The organism is uncultured Muriicola sp. (assembly GCF_947258935.1).
GTDB lineage: Bacteria > Bacteroidota > Bacteroidia > Flavobacteriales > Flavobacteriaceae > Muriicola.
The window spans coordinates 1-16,621 of sequence record NZ_CAMYKH010000041.1 but is presented as its reverse complement, the minus strand read 5'-3'; the positions used below and the strand labels follow the sequence as shown (position 1 = coordinate 16,621).

Here is a 16,621-nt window from a genome sequence, read left to right as displayed (position 1 = left end):
TTAACACTCATGATCTCAAGAGCCGATGTAGCTCATTTTATGTTGGAGCAGCTAACAACTTCTGCCTACTCTAAAAAAGCGATATGTATTGTCTATTAAATAAAAGCATTTTGAATAATTGGTTATCTTTAAACTATGACCAGTATAAAAATCAACCCTGTTCCCACCAGAAAAGGAATACAAGATCAAAAGAAATTAGCAAAGAAATATGCCAGGTTTAAGAAACTGATTGACGAACTCAGAAAAAGGGACCTTGCACCTGAAATAATTTCTTCTCTAAATGAAAAAATGGAGTCCTTAAATGCCATTTCAGATACAGACAAGCAACTATCATCTTTGTTGCGAAAGACTCAAAATTCAATTCTAAAAATCCTGCAAAAAGAACTAAAGATAGTCCCTAAGAACTATTATCGGAATTTATGGATGGGTATGGGAATGGTAGTTTTTGGAGTACCTATAGGGATTGCGCTTAGTGCAGGTATCAATAATTATGGGATGCTTGGGGCCGGGATGGCAATAGGTCTCGGGATTGGTCTTGCAGTCGGCAGTGAAATGGACCGTAAAGCAGGCGAAGAAGGCCGACAACTTAATGTGGTCCTTTAGTTAGATTAATTCTCTTTAAGATCTTCTTAACTCTTGGGTATTTATGAAAAATCCAAAATGGATTCTGGCAACAATTGTTATTTCTCAATTCTGCTGTATCTCTTTGTGGTTTGCAGGGAATGGTGTTTTAGATGATCTTAGGGCCAATTATGATCTCAGTGTGCAGGCGCTGGGACATCTTACCTCCGCTGTGCAGTTCGGATTTATTAGTGGAACCTTATTATTTGCTCTCTTCACCATAGCGGACCGCTACTCCCCTTCGCGCGTATTCTTTTTTTCAGCCTTAATTGGAGCGATATTTAACCTAAGTTTATTATGGGGTGGAAATACCCTTTGGAGCTTGCTTATTGCACGATTTCTTACAGGATTTTTTCTGGCGGGAATTTATCCGGTGGGGATGAAAATAGCCGCTGACTATTTTGAAAAAGGTCTTGGAAAATCGCTTTCATTTCTTGTAGGTGCTTTGGTGCTGGGCACTGCCTTACCACATTTGTTGAAGAGTAGTAGTTTATTTAGCAATTGGGTGTGGGTTATTGTAGCGACCAGCAGCCTGGCTTTTACAGGGGGCTTGCTGATTCTTCTATTCGTTCCGGACGGGCCCTTTCGCAATAAGGGAAACCCATTAAAACTGATGGCTATATTTTCGATATTCAAGAATCGTGAACTAAAAACTGCAGCCATAGGTTACTTTGGCCATATGTGGGAACTATATGCTTTCTGGGCTTTTGTTCCCGTACTTTTAAAGACCTACCAGGATCTGCATGGGAAGACCCTAAATATTTCTTTATGGTCCTTTCTTATCATTGGTATTGGAAGTATTGGCTGCGTCATTGGAGGTTTCTTATCACAACGAATTGGTGTTAAAAAAACAGCATTCTGGTCGCTTTTGCTCTCTTGCCTTTGTTGCCTGTTTTCGCCTTTATTTTTTTATATTTCCTATGAAGTAATTTTCCTGGGTATACTCTTATTCTGGGGTATGATGGTCATAGCAGATTCACCTTTGTTTTCTACCATGGTTGCTAACAATGCAGATAGTGTTTTAAAAGGTTCTGCCCTCACCATAGTGAATTGCATTGGGTTTGCCATCACTATTTTTAGTATACAGTTATTAAATTACGCCCAGCTTAATTTTTCCCCTACTTTGATGTACACCATACTGGCAATAGGTCCTGTTTTGGGACTTTGGACGCTCCTAAAAAATTCAACTTAGATCGGGCTAAATAGGAGATATTTTTTAATTTAGATAAGGAATTAATATCCTGAATAAAAATAAACCTCATCAATTATTATCATGTACAAATTCTCATTACTGACAATACTCTGTATCCTATTGGTTGGCTGCAGGGCAAAAGAAAATGCATCATCTATCCAGGAACCAAAGGGCGCTGACAATGTGGCTTATCAATGGGGGGAAATGGCATTAAAAGCGACTGCTTTGGACACCGAACGCTTTGCTCCAAGACCCACTATCACTTCCCGTTATCTGGGACTTATTTTTACCGCAGTTTTCGATGCATGGAGCAGGTTCGATGAAAAAGCCATCCCTGTTTACATGGCTGAAGTACCAAGAATGCCGAATGAATTACGTACCCTTGATAATAAAGAAATTGCCATCAGTTTTGCAGCTTACAGAACCTTGTGCGAGTACTACTTTTCTGATAAAGAAATTTTCTCTGAGTTTATGCGGGAATTAGGTCTCGACCCAACAAATGAATCGCTCGATCCTTCAACACCGGAAGGTATCGGCAATCTGGCCGCTAGGGCAGTAATAAAAGCCCGTCATAATGATGGTGCCAACCAATATGGGGAAGAAAATGGTTCTGATGGGGAACCCTATTTTAACTATGTAGGTTACGAACCTGTCAATTCTGCCGATTCCAACGAAGATCCCAATCGTTGGCAACCTAAGTATTTTTCAGATGGAAAAGGTGGTTTTTACGCCCCGGGATGCCTTACACCCTTTTGGGACAAGGTGAAACCTATAGCATTAAAAAGTGGCGACCAGTTTCGACCGGGCCCACCTCCTATGATCGGAAGTGAACAACTAAAAGAAGAGGTGGCTGAGGTCATTGCCCTACAGGCTAATCTAACGGATCAAGATAAGGCTTTGGTAGAATTCATGCGAGACGGACCTCAATCTGTTCAGCAAGCCGGTCATTGGTTAAAATTTGCGCAAGATGTTTCTCGACGCGATGAGCATATTTTGGATGATGATGTGAAGATGTATTTCTATAATCAGGTAGTAGCTATGGATGCGTTTATTGCTTCCTGGGATTCCAAGATGTTTTATGACTATGCGCGCCCTTATGCCCTTGTTCATGAATATTATAAAGATCAGATTATTGAAGCCTGGGGAGGTGAAGGTATGGGTATGAAAAATATCAAGGGACAGGAATGGCGGCCTTATTCTCCCGATACCTTTCTTTGTCCTCCTTTTCCCAGCTATGTCTCCGGACACAGCACCATTAGCGGAGGTTGTGGTGAAGCGCTAAAATTATGGACGGGAAGTGACCATTTTGGAGAAAAGATAAGCCTGGTCGCAGGTGCCCTTACTGAACCAGACAATCTGGGAGATACTGTAGTACTGGAATTTCCAACGTTTACTGAAACGGCTGAAATGGCCGGAATCTCTCGTGTTATGGGCGGGTATCATATTCAGGCAGACAATGTTGCCGGATTGAAATTAGGTCGCGATGTGGCCCACGAAGTTTGGGACTTTTACCAAAAACATCTGGGTAATTAAATCCTTTAAAGTTGATTGTATAGTAAAGTTGAACTAATTCTTATGAAAGGAATTAAGTACGAACGGCAAGTATTTCTTCATTGTCATTTACCTTTCTGATGATTGATTCTCAAAGGCAATCCTGAATCTACCTAAGATAGGTGCCTTAATGATCTGATTTTAATGCCCTGTTACTTAGCAACGTTTACAGAACGCGTTTCCCTGATCACCGTAACTTTGACCTGCCCTGGATACGTCATATCTGTCTGGATCTTTTGTGAGATCTCAAAAGATAATTGTGCTGCTTTCTCATCACTTACCTTTTCGCTCTCCACTATAACCCTGAGCTCTCTTCCTGCCTGAATGGCGTAGGCCTTTTGAACCCCACCAAATCCGAACGCGATATCTTCAAGATCTTTGAGTCGCTGTATGTAAGAATCGAGAACCTGCCTCCTGGCTCCTGGTCTGGCGCCGCTAATGGCATCACACACCTGAATAATTGGAGAGATAAGTGTCTTCATTTCTATCTCATCATGGTGAGCCCCAATGGCGTTGCACACATCTGGTTTCTCGCCATATTTCTCCGCCCACTGCATTCCTAGGATGGCATGTGGAATTTCTACTTCGGTCTCGGTATTGGGTACTTTTCCTATATCGTGAAGGAGTCCGGCTCTTTTGGCCAATTTTGGATTCAATCCTAATTCTGCTGCCATAACCCCACAGAGTTTTGCAACTTCCCGTGAATGCTGCAATAAATTTTGCCCGTAGGAGGAGCGATATTTCATTCTCCCTACCGCCTTGATCAATTCCGGATGTAACCCATGGATACCAAGGTCTATAACTGTTCTTTTCCCAATCTCAACGATCTCCTGCTCTATCTGTTTTTCAGTTTTACGCACAATCTCTTCTATACGTGCAGGATGAATTCTTCCATCCGTTACCAACTTGTGAAGTGATAGCCTGGCTACTTCCCTGCGTACTGAATCAAAACAGGAAAGAATAATAGCTTCAGGTGTATCATCTACAATGATCTCAACACCGGTTGCAGCCTCAATAGCTCTAATGTTCCTTCCTTCACGACCAATGATCCTTCCTTTCACATCATCAGATTCTAAGTTGAATACTGATACGCAATTTTCAACGGCTTCTTCAGTTCCAATGCGCTGAATTGTATTGATCACTATTTTCTTTGCCTCCTGCTGAGCAGTGAGTTTTGCCTCTTCCAGGGTAGTCTGCATGTAGACCATGGCCTCGTTTTTGGCAGTCTCCTTCAGTGATTCCAAAAGTTGATTGGTGGCGTCTTCTGCGGATAGACCCGAAATAACTTCTAATTGCTGTACCTGGTTTTTGTGCAATTTTTCCAGCTCCGAATGCTTTTTGTCATATAATTCTACCTTATGATCCAGGTCTTTGATCTTGCCCTCAATTTGGTCATTCAACTTCTTGTTCCTTGCCAGCTCACTACTTACCTGAGACTCTTTATCCCTGGTACGCTTTTCGGATTCTGAAATTTTCTTATCCTTGTTGATAATAACTTTTTCATGTTCCGCTTTTAATTCTAAAAACTTTTCTTTTGCCTGGAAGATCTTATCTTTCTTTATATTCTCGCCGTCTTTTTCAGCATTTTTTAAAAGCAAAGCTGCTTCTTTCTTTGCATTCGCCAGCGTTTTGGAAGCCTTCCCCTTTTCAAGGAATTTGGCAATTACAAAGCCTATAAGTAATCCTATGGCCCCTGCGATGAGTATTGTTGTAGTATCCATGAGTATGTTAGATTTATAATGGGCATGGCCCATTTGTGCACTTGTTTTGAAGAGTTCTTTTTGATCGATTCAAAAATAAATTCTTCACCGGTTGTTTTATTCAATCCCGTATTAATTCAGTAATTCGGGGAATAAAAAAAGCCCACATTGATGGAAGTTTTGTACAAACTCCTATGAACAGGTTTAGGGCTAACAGACTGCTCAAGGATCCTTTACAAGAAGGCCTGCTTTTACAATCTAAACTCACCCTTTTCAAAAAAATTAATGTTGAGTTTGTCAAAAATTAAATACCAATGTGGGCAATAACTTTGATATATGTTAAAGAACTTATTTTAAGCTAAGCTTGGCATTTACCAATTCATCTAGAGCGGTTAAACGCTCCACAACATCTTTGGTATCTTCCATTTTATCTAAGCCGCCTTGTTCAATCTTTGAGGCAAACTGCAAGGCACACATGGCCAGTACATCCTGTTTATCTCTAACGGCATAATTTTGCTCAAATTTTTTGGCGAGTTGCTCAATATTCTTAGCTGCTTTTCTCAAGCCTTCTTCCTGACTTGGGTCTATTGTCAGTGGATATACCCTGTCTGCAATAGATAGCTTTATTTTTAGCTTCTCGGCCATATTTTGAGTCCATTATTCAGCGAGCTGTGCGATGCAATGATCTAACTCTCTGACCAATGTATTTATTTTGAGCTTGGCTTCTGTTTTATTTTTTTCACTGCCCAACATTGTACTTGCCAGTTTCAGGGATTCGTATTTCTCCTCCCATTCTATTACGGAGTTCTTTGTGATTTCTTGGTCTGTCTTTAGCTGAACCAATTCATCTTCCAGTCTTCCTTTAGCTTGATTGAGCAATTCTAACTTGTGTAATAACTTGCTAATCTTATTTTCAAGAGAATCAACTATTTCAACCAATTCGCTCATGGGCAAATATCAATGCGTTCATAACAAAGTTAACACACCTAGAACGACTTAGCAATAGTTTTTCCAATTATTACTGATCATTCTCAAATTTAACTTTAAGTGTTCTAACCATATTATCACTCCGCTAAGATCAATTACTGAAACAAATACTCCTTGCCCTTATATTTATTTCAAAGTTAAGCTGGTATTAATTAATTTCGCGCCAATCATTGTTTATGAAAATATTCGTTGTCCTTATTTTTCTGATACTGTTTAATTTGTCATTTGGACAAGAACAATATCCAAAAGATGCCTTCAGATCGCCTTTGCAAATTCCGCTTATTCTGGCAGGCACATTTGGTGAGTTGCGCTCTAATCACTTCCATTCCGGAATTGATATCAAGACCCAACAAAGACAAGGATTACCCGTAGTTGCCATTGGCGATGGAACAGTTACCAGGATCAAGATATCCCATTGGGGATATGGAAAAGCACTATACATTGCCCATCCAAATGGGTATACTTCCGTATATGGCCATTTGCAAAAATTTAGTCCGGAAATAGAGGCCTTTGTAAAAAAAATACAATACCAAAATCGTTCCTATGAGATAGAGGTGTTTCCGGAATACGGTGAACTTAGAGTAACCAAAGATTCACTAATAGCCTATACTGGTAACACTGGAGGCTCATCCGGACCACATCTTCATTTTGAAATCAGAAGCAGTATCTCAGAAAAACCTACCAATCCCCTTTTGTATGGGTTAGAAGTACGCGATGCCACCAACCCATCCATACAAGCGCTATATGCCTATCCCCTGTCGCAAAAATCGGTCGTTAATCAAAGTAATGAAAGAATTGAGATCCCAATCAGCAGGCAAGCAGATGGAACATATCTGGCTGAAAAAGTGAAGGCTTTAGGTTCCATTGGTTTTGGGATTGCCGCCTATGACAGACAAGATCTGGCTGCGAATCAAAATGGACTTTACTCCCTAAAGCAAAAAGTAAATGGCACGCTCTATACCGCTTTTAATTTTGAGAAATTTTCCTTTGGAGAGACCAGGCTTATCAATACTCTAATAGACTATGAATACTTTGCTAAATACAGAAGAAGAATTCAACGATGCTTTTTATCAGATGGAAACAAGTTAAGTATCTATAGTACCCTCAAAAATGAAGGGAAGATCAGGATCGATGAAGGTTCTGATTATACGGTGGAAATAGAAATGAGTGATCTTAAAGGGAATTTAACCAGGCTTGTAATTCCGATAGTAGGTATGAGAGAGACACTTATAAATAGGAAAACACCTGTTAAGACTGATCACTATATCGTTGCCGTGAAACCAAATAATTTTGATCTGGGCAAAGCCAAGGTATATTTTCCGGCCAATACTTTTTATAAAGACTTTTATATAGATCTTCAAGATCGCGGGGATACAGTCACCATTCATAATAGCAGCGTTCCTGCACATAAGAATTTCACCCTAACGTTCAATACAACTCACCTGCCTGAAGAATACCTGAAGACAGCTTTTATTGCTCGTTTAGACAAGGATAACAAGCCAAATTATGTAAAGACCTATAAGCGGGAAGAAACATTCACAACTCGTACCAGGAATCTGGGAACCTATACCATTGCTCAGGATACTGTACCTCCACTGATACGGCCAAAGAACTTTAAAACAAAGCAGTGGCTCACCAACTACAGATATCTGAGCCTGATTATTGGGGATGACCTAAGCGGAATTGCAAAGTATGAGGCCACACTGAATGGAGAATGGATCTTGATGGAATACGAACCCAAGAGCAGAACAATTACCTATAATTTTGACGATAAAATTCTGGATAAAAAGCAGTATGACCTCCGGGTAGTAGTGACTGATAATGTTGGGAATTCTACTACCTTTACGAGTAGTTTTTATAGAAATTAGCCTATTGAACCGTTTCGGGATTTTACTTCTATTTATCTTCTTATGCACTGCTAACCTCCTATCAGCGCAGTCTGCCACCATTACGGGCATCATATTGGATGAGGGAAACAGGCCATTATCCAATGTTGCTATTGCATCAGAAAGTGGAGGCACAATCTCAGATAAAACTGGCTATTATCTACTTGAGGTGCAGGCAGATACTGAAATTACGATCATATTTTCTCATCTGGGACATGAAAGAGTAGAGTTAAGAGGACTTGTCCTTACCACCAACCAGGTTTTTGCATTCAACCCAGTGATGAAGACCAGTGTGATTCAGATAGATAGCGTTGAAGTTTCTGCAACCGGTGAAAAGTCGGTTTCAGGAATTACCAATCTCTCTGCCGATCTGGCGACAAAGATCCCGGGAGCCAATGCCGGTATCGAAAATGTATTGAAGTTGCTGCCCGGTGTATTTTCCAATAACGAGCTTAGCACACAATATGGGGTCCGCGGTGGGAACTACGATGAAAACCTGGTCTACGTAAATGAAATAGAAGTATATCGGCCATTTCTAATTCGTGCGGGACAACAGGAAGGTTTTAGTTTTGTAAATAGTGATATGGTGGAAAAGGTATCCTTTTCACCCGGCGGGTTTCAGGCAAAATACGGAGATAAACTTTCATCGGTTTTAGACATTACCTACAAGACTCCCGTGCGTTTTGCGCTTCAGGCAGAAGCAAGTTTACTTGGCGCCAGCACCACTTTGGAAACAATTTCCAGGAATAAGGACTTTAGCAGTGTAACGGGCTTGAGATATCGAAACAACAGCCTTTTGGTGAACAGCCAACAAACCAAGAGCAATTTTAATCCTGTTTTTGTAGATCTGCAAAGTTACCTTACCTATAGGTTCTCTTCGAGAATACACCTTCATTTTTTGGGAAATCTTGGCCTGAATGAATATAGCAACCAGCCTCTGACCCGGCAAACTAATTTTGGCACTATCGCCAACCCGCAAGCCTTACAGATCTTTTATCTCGGACAAGAAAAGAATACCTATGCAACTGCTTTGGGCGCTCTTAAAGCAGATTATTTTGTCAATGAACATCTGCGCTTAAATTTTATCACCTCACTCTACCACACTACAGAGGAAGAATATTCCGATGTTATTGCACAATACGAATTAGGGGAAATTGATACCAACTTAGGTAGTAATAATTTGGGAGAAGTAACGTCTTCCAGAGGTATTGGTGCTCAATACAATCGTTCCCGTAATGATCTGGATGCGCTTATCCATACGCTGTCTCACAAAGGTGAATATCGAAAAAATAGTTCGGTGTTAACATGGGGACTTCGTTATACATATGAAGATGTGAGAGATCAGATCCGTGAATCTGAATTTATTGATTCGGCAGGGTTCTTTATCCGACCTCCACGAGATGAGTTTATAAATAATCAACCCGAAGAACCCTTTGCAGCCCCTTTAGTGGCCTACCAGAATATCAATGCAAGAAATACCACCCAAACCCAACGATTGTCAAGCTATGTGCAACTCAGCAAACGAATAAGCCTGGGGAAACATCAATTCTCATACAACCTTGGGGTTAGAGCTCAGCACTGGAATCTGAAAGGCGAAGGATTTTCTCAAAACTCTCAGTTCATCCTTAGTCCCAGAATACAATTCGCTTTTAAACCAGCTTGGGAGAAAGATATAGTCTTTCGTCTTAGCTCGGGACTTTATCAACAACCTCCTTTCTACAGAGAATTGAGAGATTTTGAAGGGGTTATCAGGCCGGAAGTAAAGGCCCAAAAGGCCTATCATCTACTTTTGGGGAATGAATACAGTTTCCAATTATGGAACAGACCTTTTAGTTTACATAGTGAGGTATATTACAAAACCCTTTGGGATATAAACACCTATACCTTAGACGACGTTCGTTTGCGCTATGTGGCTAACAATAATGCAACGGCCTATGTATATGGTCTGGATCTTCGATTGTATGGCGCCTTTGTACCAGGTACCGAATCCTGGATCAGTTTGGGATACTTAACAACAAAGGAAAACAGTGAGAACAGGGGGTATATTTCCAGACCAACAGACCAGCGTCTTAAGGCAGCTATCTTGTTCCAGGATTACGTTCCTAACATTCCCAATTTAAAGATGTATTTAAATTTGGTGTATAGCACCGGAGTACCAGGCGGTTCTCCCAGTTATTCAGATCCTTATGTCTTTCAAAATAGATTAAGGGATTATAAACGGGCCGATTTGGGAATTTCTCATATTTTTGTAGATGAAAATCAATCTTTTCCGGAAGGCCATTGGTTACATCATTGTAAAGAATTGCAACTGGGATTTGAGATTTTCAATTTATTTAATAATCAAAATGCAATTACAAATACCTGGGTAAGAGATGTGGATAGCAAAAATGAGTTTGCAGTCCCAAATTTTATGACCTCGCGAATACTGAATATAAAATTACGCGTACGATTTTAGTGAACACATACACATGAAACGTTTTTTTTACTTATTGCTTTTTATCCCCTTGTTATCATTGCAAGCTCAAAAGAATATTTACGAAAGTGATAAGTTTGAAAGTCTCAGTGAGAATCATAAAATATTGGCAATCATACCGTTTTTTACAAATCTTGAACTTAAGGAAAAAGTTGGTGAATCAGATCTGACTAAGCTGGAAGAGCGCGAAGGATATGCCGTTCAGGATGCCCTGGAAACCTACTTCGGACGAGGTAAGAAGCGAAAAAAGTTCTCCGTAGATTTTCAAAACACCAATAATACAAATGCCATCTTAGCTCAAAATAGTATCACCTACGAAAACATTGACACTTATACAATTAAGGAATTAAGTGAAATTTTGGGAGTAGATGGGATCGTAAGTGGTAACATGAACCTCAATATTTTGCTCTCAGAAGGGATTCCTTCCAAATTTAGTTTTATTGATTATATACTGGGAGATGCCAACTATGGCAGGATCGGTATTAAAGTAAGTGATGGTAATACCGGGAAACTGTTGTGGAAATATGAAAAAGAGATCAATAAAAAATCGGGGAGGAATACCACAGATCTCATAGAATCTATGATGAAAAAAGCCACCCGAAAATTTCCTTATGATAAAGAACGCTAGGAGATTGCCGGCGCCTTTTCATCCCTGCTAAATTCCTTCAACTCATTTACGGCATAGTCTATTTCTTCCTTGGTATTATAAATGGAGAATGAGAACCGAAGCGACGGATTTTTTAGTTCCTCTGCGGTCAAGATCTCAGATAGTACATGAGAACCTCCATCACTGCCAGACTGGCAAGCACTGCCTTTAGAGCATGCCACTCCTTTTATATCCAAATGGAACAATAACATAAGTGCCTTTTCCTGAGAGATAGGCAAACGCACGTTGACCAAAGTGTAGGTACTTTTGTCCATATCCCCAGACAGGCCATTAAAAGATGCTTCGGGAAAGGCTTTTTTAATGGCTTGGATAAAATGTTTCTTTAAAGAGGATACATACTGTTTCTCTTTCTCCAGATTGTCATACGCCATGATAAAAGCTTCTTCCAGGCCAACGATATTGTGAAAAGGTTCTGTACCGGCCCTGTAGCCCCGTTCTTGTGAACCTCCTACGATCATTGGTTTTAACCCCGAATTTTTCCTTATATAAGCAAAGCCAACGCCCTTTGGACCGTGGAATTTATGGGCAGCAGCGGTCATGAAATCGATGGGGATTTCCTGCACATCCCAGTGGTAGTGGCCTATGGATTGTACGGTATCTGAATGAAATAAGGCATCATATTCTTGGCATAAAGCACTAATTGCCTGCATGTCAATTATATTGCCAATTTCATTGTTTACATGCATAAGACTTACCAGTTTCTTCCCCTTTTGTTCTTGCAGAAGTTGCTTGAGATGATCTAGATCCGGATTACCCTCTGCATTGAGTTTTACATACTGTACATTAACATTCTGATCTTCCGCCAGTTCCTCTGCGGTATGCAAGACAGCATGGTGTTCAATTTTAGAAGTGATAATGGTATTAACTCCTAAATCTCGAACCGAACATCTTAAGATCATATTATCTGCCTCTGTACCGCCCGAGGTAAAAATGATCTCAGAAGGATGAGCATTCATATATTTCGCTATGGTTTTTCTTGCAGTCTCTATGGCGGTTTTAGCCGATCTTCCAAAACCGTGGGTTGAGGAAGGATTTCCGTAACAATTAGCAAGAGCATCTTGCATTTTCTCGATTACTTCTTCTCTTACCCGAGTTGTTGCCGCATTATCGAAATATACCTGTTTAATGTTCATTTATTCATTGTGATATGTATTCAAAAATAAAGGAAATAAACGTAAAATCTTTTAAAAATGGAGACAAAGGTATAGGTTTTTACTTCTATTTTACTGTAACTTTGAAGCATGAAACGATTCTTTTTCCTGCCACTATTTGTAGTTTTTTTGGCCTGCAATGATGGAGATCTTCAAATAGAGTCCATTGATTTTGACAGTGTTTCCATTCAGACATGTGAGTCTACCATCACTACAGCAAGTACCGTGTTTTTTAAAATTAACGGAGAAGAGGCCCTGATCCTGGAATTACAAAGCGGACTCCTCCAGAATGAAGTGTCCCAAGATACTATTGTAAGCACAATACCAGGGCAAAGTAATCTAATTTATCGCTTATTTACGGGCACTGTGAGTAACAACTACTTCTGTGATGCCATCCCGTTAACTTCGCCAAGCGTACTTGAAGAAATAGAGGCTACAAGTGGGGAGGTTTTGGTTAATACAAGTCAAAATCCAACAGACACCACAAAATTTGAACATACCATCCTCCTTAGAAATGTTACCCTTATCAATGAACAGGGCGAGCGCATTACCGATATCAGTATCAATGAATTTGGTACCATTACCACTCAACAGTAGTTTGGCAGTTTAGGGATTTTGATAAATATAGATCTCTGTAGCCCCCAGACCATATTTCTGGAAGTCTGCGTCGTAATGGGTGATATTTGGATATTTCCTGAACAGATAAAACAATTCTTCCTTTAAAACGCCCTCACCAACTCCGTGAATAAAGACCACTTTCTGTATACGCTTACTGATGGCAAATTCTAGTTGTCTCTTAGCGGTTTCTAACTGTACATTCAACATATCAAAATTACTCATCCCCCTGGTAGTAGGCACTAAATGATGAATGTGCAGGTCCACTTCCATCTTCGGGATGTTGCGATCTTTTGCTTTTACTTTTGCAGGAGTTTTCTTTTTCGGTTTGTCCTTCTGGCTCTTTACCTGTGCCACTTCAAAGTTGCTCACCTTTATTGCCCCATGTCCTTTATCAAGCAATAACTCCGATTGGTCAAACTCCAGTTCAAAACCGTCTGATGAGATAATAGTGATAGTTGATCCAACTACTTTCTTGACAGTTCCCACCATAGTATCATCTAGGATCTGAACTTTGTCTCCTACTTCAATTTTTCTCATTATGCGTGCAAGATTAGAATTTAAAATGGTCGTGACAATTAAAAATAAAAAGTCGAATTAATTTTCATTCCCTAAAAATAATGGTATTTTTCGGTTAAAGAACCTTAATAAACATTCGGTGAATCTGGCTTTATTTTTCCTTGTTGCGAAAGACTATATGCTGCCTTGTTTAAGTAAGCAGGTACTGGGGATGGATTGTCCGGGATGTGGAATTCAACGATCTGTCTATTTGTTATTTCAGGGAGAGTTTTTTGCTGCATTTCAAATGTATCCGGCTATTTATCCAATTTTGGGACTGTTCGGGTTCTTGTTGCTAGATCAATTCTTTAAAATTAAATACGTCAACAAAATTATCATCAGCCTGATGATATTAAGTGTTCTTTCGATCCTAATTAATTTCTTTTTAAAAATAGTATAACCAATCTAACCCTTATGGAACAACAAAAATTACCCAATGTTACAATAGTTATAGTTCTTGCCATTCTTTCATACCTGTGCTGCTGTATTTGGGGGATTCCGGCCATCATCATGTCTGGTATTGGTCTTATTCTTGTAAAAAAGGATGAAAAGACCTTGATGGAAAATCCTGAGCTGTATTCCAATCAAAGTCAATTGAAAACTGCCAAGATCCTTGTGATCATTGGTCTGGTATTGGGGGTATTGTACTTGCTATTCAATATTTACCAGCTATGGGCCATGGGTGGATGGGAAGAGGCCATGCGCAGATCACAGGAAATGATGGAGCAATTCGGACTTGAAGAATAAACCTAAATAACAAACCATATGAACCAACAATCACTCCCCGGGGCCAGTAACGCCCTTACTATGGGAATCTTATCGGTAGTATTGACCTTGCTTTGCTGCGGGCCTTTTGGAATAATTTTTACCATCATAGGGCTTAATAGTGCAGGAAAAGCAGAACGACTTTACAATGAAAACCCGGGTATGTACACGGGCTATGAGAATGTAAAAACAGGCAGAGTACTTTCATATGTTGGCCTGGCACTGGCCTTGTGTTATTTGCTATTTGTAATCCTATACTTTGGGGCCATTGTTGCTCTAATTACAGCAGGAGAATTTAATGACTTCTAAAAATATAAAACCCCGAGAATTCGGGGTTTTTTTATTTGCTTTTATTGATTAATTAGCTACCTCGCTCATAAATTTTAGACGATATAGTCTAAGTTCCTCATCTTCATAATCGCCATCGAATTCCTTTAAGGCTTCTTCTATATCATCAGTTTCAGCATCTAAGAAATAGTCGTGAATTTCATCTTGCTGATCTTCATCCAGGATCTCATCGATCCAATATCCAATGTTTAGCTTGGTACCGCTAAAAACTATCTGTTCCATTTCCTTTACCAGCTCATTTATTTCCAGCCCCTTGGCGGCAGCAATATCATCTAGTGGTAATTTTCGATCTACATTCTGAATGATGTACAATTTTAATCCGGAATTGGCTCCGGTGCTTTTTACTACAAGGTCGTCTGGCCTGATTATATCATTTTCTTCCACATAAGAATGGATCATTTTTAGAAATGGAGTGCCATATTTTTTAGCTTTCCCTTCCCCTACTCCATGTATGGTGATCATCTCTTCCATACTTACCGGATATTTTAAAGCCATATCTTCTAGAGAAGGATCCTGAAAAACCACGAAAGGTGGAACGTCCAGATTTTTTGCTTCTCTTTTTCTCAGATCTTTTAGGAGTTTTAAAAGTCGCTCGTCCGCCACACCTCCCGATCTTTTGGCCGCAGAAACGATAGCGTCATTCATCTCTGCACTGTAGACATGGTCTTTGGTCATCATAAATGAAGTTGGCTGCTTTAAGAAGGTTTCTCCAGCTTCCGTCACATGAAGAATGCCATACTGCTCAATTTCTTTTTTTAGAAGGCCGGCCACCAGAGCTTGCCGTATAAGGGCCATCCAATACTCTTTAGGTCTATCTGCCCCAGATCCAAAGAACTCCTTCTCATCGGTCTTATGGGAGGCTATTAGGGCATTTGTAGCACCTATCAAGGTTTTTACTATTTCCTTGGACTTAAATTTTTCATTGGTTCCCTGTACGGCCGAGATCAATTTAACCACGTTGTTCATGGCCTCTTCTTTCTCTTTCGGGTTCCTGGCATTGTCATCCATACCTGCTCCGTCGCCATCTACCTCATCGAACTCTTCTCCAAAATAATGTAAAATGAATTTTCTTCTAGAAATGGAGGTCTCCGCATAAGCAACGATCTCTTGTAATAATGCATTACCGATCTCCTGTTCTGCCACAGGTTTCCCTGACATGAATTTTTCCAGCTTCTCAACATCTTTATAGGAGTAGAACGCAAGACAATGTCCTTCTCCTCCATCCCTGCCGGCCCTGCCTGTTTCCTGATAATAACTCTCTATACTTTTGGGAATATCATGATGGATCACAAAACGGACATCGGGTTTGTCAATACCCATTCCAAAAGCAATGGTAGCCACTACCACATCAACATCTTCCATTAAGAACATGTCTTGATACTTAGATCTGGTCTTCCCGTCAAAACCTGCGTGATAAGGCACTGCACTTACACCATTTACCTGGAGTACTTGTGCCAGTTCTTGAACCTTTTTGCGGCTCAGGCAATAGACTATTCCGGATTTGCCAGTATTTTTTTTCACAAATCGAATAATGTCCGCCTCTACATTCTTGGTCTTTGGCCGTACCTCATAGAACAAATTAGGCCTGTTGAATGATGCTTTAAATAATTTGGCATCCGTGATACCCAGATTTTTTACAATGTCTTCCTGAACTTTTGGGGTAGCAGTGGCCGTTAGACCAACGATAGGGATATTATCTCCTAATCTATTGATGATAGACCTTAAATTTCTGTATTCGGGTCGGAAATCGTGTCCCCATTCAGAGATACAATGAGCTTCATCGATAGCCACAAACGAAAGGGGAACCGATTGTAAAAATTGAATGTAATCCTCTTTTGTTAGGGATTCCGGGGCAACGTACAATAATTTGGTGATCCCATCGGAAATATCCTGTTTTACCTGTTTAACCTCCGTTTTGTTAAGTGATGAATTAAGCACATGAGCAACTCCATGGTTGGAAGAAATACCCCGAAGAGCATCTACCTGGTTTTTCATGAGGGCGATCAAAGGAGAAACTACGATGGCCGTGCCCTCCTTCATAAGTGCAGGAAGTTGATAGCACAGTGATTTACCGCCGCCTGTGGGCATTATTACAAAAGTGTTGTTA

At 40.1% G+C, this 16,621-nt stretch carries 16 protein-coding genes and 1 other RNA gene; 10 read left to right on the top strand and 7 right to left on the bottom strand.

Translation table 11 applies throughout. The features are described from left to right. Positions 1 to 135 precede the first annotated feature (135 nt). The 3 genes from Q0X72_RS08645 to Q0X72_RS08635 all read left to right on the top strand — a co-directional run bounded on the left by Q0X72_RS08645 (position 136) and on the right by Q0X72_RS08635 (position 3,346). Entirely contained in the window at positions 136 to 603 is a 468-nt protein-coding gene (locus Q0X72_RS08645) for a hypothetical protein (RefSeq protein WP_297764122.1), read from the top strand. A 43-nt stretch (positions 604 to 646) separates the two neighbouring features. After that, the gene (locus tag Q0X72_RS08640; RefSeq protein ID WP_297764120.1) at positions 647 to 1,813 is read left to right on the top strand and encodes an MFS transporter; all 1,167 of its coding nucleotides are present in this window, start codon (positions 647 to 649) and stop codon (positions 1,811 to 1,813) included. Between the two features lie 81 nt (positions 1,814 to 1,894). Further along, entirely contained in the window at positions 1,895 to 3,346 is a 1,452-nt protein-coding gene (locus Q0X72_RS08635; protein ID WP_297764118.1) for a vanadium-dependent haloperoxidase, read from the top strand. A gap of 170 nt (positions 3,347 to 3,516) precedes the next feature. On the opposite strand, the gene rny is transcribed toward Q0X72_RS08635, so the two are convergent. From rny to Q0X72_RS08615, 4 genes are all read right to left on the bottom strand, one after another. Beyond that, complete coding sequence (gene rny, locus Q0X72_RS08630) at positions 3,517 to 5,085, bottom strand: ribonuclease Y (protein WP_297764116.1); 1,569 nt, start codon at positions 5,083 to 5,085, stop codon at positions 3,517 to 3,519. A 165-nt stretch (positions 5,086 to 5,250) separates the two neighbouring features. After that, positions 5,251 to 5,358: non-coding RNA, 6S RNA (ssrS, locus tag Q0X72_RS08625), on the bottom strand. A 54-nt stretch (positions 5,359 to 5,412) separates the two neighbouring features. Continuing rightward, positions 5,413 to 5,709: a cell division protein ZapA gene (locus tag Q0X72_RS08620; protein ID WP_297764113.1), complete on the bottom strand. Its 297-nt coding sequence runs from the start codon at positions 5,707 to 5,709 to the stop codon at positions 5,413 to 5,415. A gap of 12 nt (positions 5,710 to 5,721) precedes the next feature. Continuing rightward, positions 5,722 to 6,012 (bottom strand): hypothetical protein, encoded by a 291-nt coding sequence (locus Q0X72_RS08615; protein WP_297764111.1) that lies wholly within the window; start codon positions 6,010 to 6,012, stop codon positions 5,722 to 5,724. Between the two features lie 215 nt (positions 6,013 to 6,227). Between Q0X72_RS08615 and Q0X72_RS08610 the strand changes: the two genes are divergently transcribed. Genes Q0X72_RS08610 through Q0X72_RS08600 form a run of 3 tightly spaced genes read left to right on the top strand, consistent with a single transcriptional unit; the run spans position 6,228 to position 11,038 of the window. After that, positions 6,228 to 7,919, top strand: coding sequence for a M23 family metallopeptidase (locus tag Q0X72_RS08610; RefSeq protein ID WP_297764108.1), 1,692 nt, complete (start codon positions 6,228 to 6,230; stop codon positions 7,917 to 7,919). Next, positions 7,873 to 10,392: a TonB-dependent receptor gene (locus Q0X72_RS08605; protein ID WP_297764106.1), complete on the top strand. Its 2,520-nt coding sequence runs from the start codon at positions 7,873 to 7,875 to the stop codon at positions 10,390 to 10,392. Before Q0X72_RS08610 ends, Q0X72_RS08605 begins: the two co-directional genes overlap by 47 nt. Before the next feature lie 13 nt (positions 10,393 to 10,405). Continuing rightward, entirely contained in the window at positions 10,406 to 11,038 is a 633-nt protein-coding gene (locus Q0X72_RS08600) for a hypothetical protein (protein ID WP_297764103.1), read from the top strand. On the opposite strand, the gene Q0X72_RS08595 is transcribed toward Q0X72_RS08600, so the two are convergent. Then, a complete protein-coding gene (locus tag Q0X72_RS08595; protein ID WP_297764125.1) occupies positions 11,035 to 12,204 on the bottom strand; it encodes a cysteine desulfurase family protein in 1,170 nt (389 codons plus the stop codon). The genes Q0X72_RS08600 and Q0X72_RS08595 overlap by 4 nt on opposite strands. Positions 12,205 to 12,318: 114 nt before the next feature. Between Q0X72_RS08595 and Q0X72_RS08590 the strand changes: the two genes are divergently transcribed. Further along, positions 12,319 to 12,825 carry a hypothetical protein gene (locus Q0X72_RS08590; RefSeq protein WP_297764101.1) on the top strand — a complete coding sequence of 169 codons (507 nt, stop codon included), beginning with the start codon at positions 12,319 to 12,321 and terminating at the stop codon, positions 12,823 to 12,825. Between the two features lie 9 nt (positions 12,826 to 12,834). On the opposite strand, the gene Q0X72_RS08585 is transcribed toward Q0X72_RS08590, so the two are convergent. Then, on the bottom strand, positions 12,835 to 13,383 hold the full coding sequence (locus Q0X72_RS08585) for a Smr/MutS family protein (RefSeq protein ID WP_297764098.1): 549 nt from the start codon (positions 13,381 to 13,383) through the stop codon (positions 12,835 to 12,837). Between the two features lie 157 nt (positions 13,384 to 13,540). Between Q0X72_RS08585 and Q0X72_RS08580 the strand changes: the two genes are divergently transcribed. From Q0X72_RS08580 to Q0X72_RS08570, 3 genes are read left to right on the top strand one after another with little or no spacing between them, the layout of a single operon-like run. After that, positions 13,541 to 13,801, top strand: a complete 261-nt coding sequence (locus Q0X72_RS08580; protein WP_297764123.1) for a DUF2752 domain-containing protein — start codon at positions 13,541 to 13,543, stop codon at positions 13,799 to 13,801. A 14-nt stretch (positions 13,802 to 13,815) separates the two neighbouring features. Then, positions 13,816 to 14,148: a CCC motif membrane protein gene (locus Q0X72_RS08575; protein WP_297764096.1), complete on the top strand. Its 333-nt coding sequence runs from the start codon at positions 13,816 to 13,818 to the stop codon at positions 14,146 to 14,148. Positions 14,149 to 14,166: 18 nt separating this feature from the next. After that, positions 14,167 to 14,475, top strand: a complete 309-nt coding sequence (locus Q0X72_RS08570; RefSeq protein ID WP_297764094.1) for a CCC motif membrane protein — start codon at positions 14,167 to 14,169, stop codon at positions 14,473 to 14,475. Positions 14,476 to 14,523: 48 nt separating this feature from the next. On the opposite strand, the gene Q0X72_RS08565 is transcribed toward Q0X72_RS08570, so the two are convergent. After that, positions 14,524 to 16,621, bottom strand: a 2,098-nt coding sequence (locus tag Q0X72_RS08565) for a RecQ family ATP-dependent DNA helicase (RefSeq protein WP_297764091.1), incomplete at its 5' end; no start/stop codon positions are given.

Excerpts from the sequence above, each read along its gene's own strand:
- Q0X72_RS08645 (WP_297764122.1), top strand. The coding sequence starts at position 136 with ATGACCAGTATAAAAATCAACCCTGTTCCCACCAGAAAAGGAATACAA.
- Q0X72_RS08640 (WP_297764120.1), top strand. The coding sequence starts at position 647 with ATGAAAAATCCAAAATGGATTCTGGCAACAATTGTTATTTCTCAATTC.
- Q0X72_RS08635 (WP_297764118.1), top strand. The coding sequence starts at position 1,895 with ATGTACAAATTCTCATTACTGACAATACTCTGTATCCTATTGGTTGGC.
- rny (WP_297764116.1), bottom strand. The coding sequence starts at position 5,085 with ATGGATACTACAACAATACTCATCGCAGGGGCCATAGGATTACTTATA.
- Q0X72_RS08620 (WP_297764113.1), bottom strand. The coding sequence starts at position 5,709 with ATGGCCGAGAAGCTAAAAATAAAGCTATCTATTGCAGACAGGGTATAT.
- Q0X72_RS08615 (WP_297764111.1), bottom strand. The coding sequence starts at position 6,012 with ATGAGCGAATTGGTTGAAATAGTTGATTCTCTTGAAAATAAGATTAGC.
- Q0X72_RS08610 (WP_297764108.1), top strand. The coding sequence starts at position 6,228 with ATGAAAATATTCGTTGTCCTTATTTTTCTGATACTGTTTAATTTGTCA.
- Q0X72_RS08605 (WP_297764106.1), top strand. The coding sequence starts at position 7,873 with ATGTTGGGAATTCTACTACCTTTACGAGTAGTTTTTATAGAAATTAGC.
- Q0X72_RS08600 (WP_297764103.1), top strand. The coding sequence starts at position 10,406 with ATGAAACGTTTTTTTTACTTATTGCTTTTTATCCCCTTGTTATCATTG.
- Q0X72_RS08590 (WP_297764101.1), top strand. The coding sequence starts at position 12,319 with ATGAAACGATTCTTTTTCCTGCCACTATTTGTAGTTTTTTTGGCCTGC.
- Q0X72_RS08585 (WP_297764098.1), bottom strand. The coding sequence starts at position 13,383 with ATGAGAAAAATTGAAGTAGGAGACAAAGTTCAGATCCTAGATGATACT.
- Q0X72_RS08580 (WP_297764123.1), top strand. The coding sequence starts at position 13,541 with ATGCTGCCTTGTTTAAGTAAGCAGGTACTGGGGATGGATTGTCCGGGA.
- Q0X72_RS08575 (WP_297764096.1), top strand. The coding sequence starts at position 13,816 with ATGGAACAACAAAAATTACCCAATGTTACAATAGTTATAGTTCTTGCC.
- Q0X72_RS08570 (WP_297764094.1), top strand. The coding sequence starts at position 14,167 with ATGAACCAACAATCACTCCCCGGGGCCAGTAACGCCCTTACTATGGGA.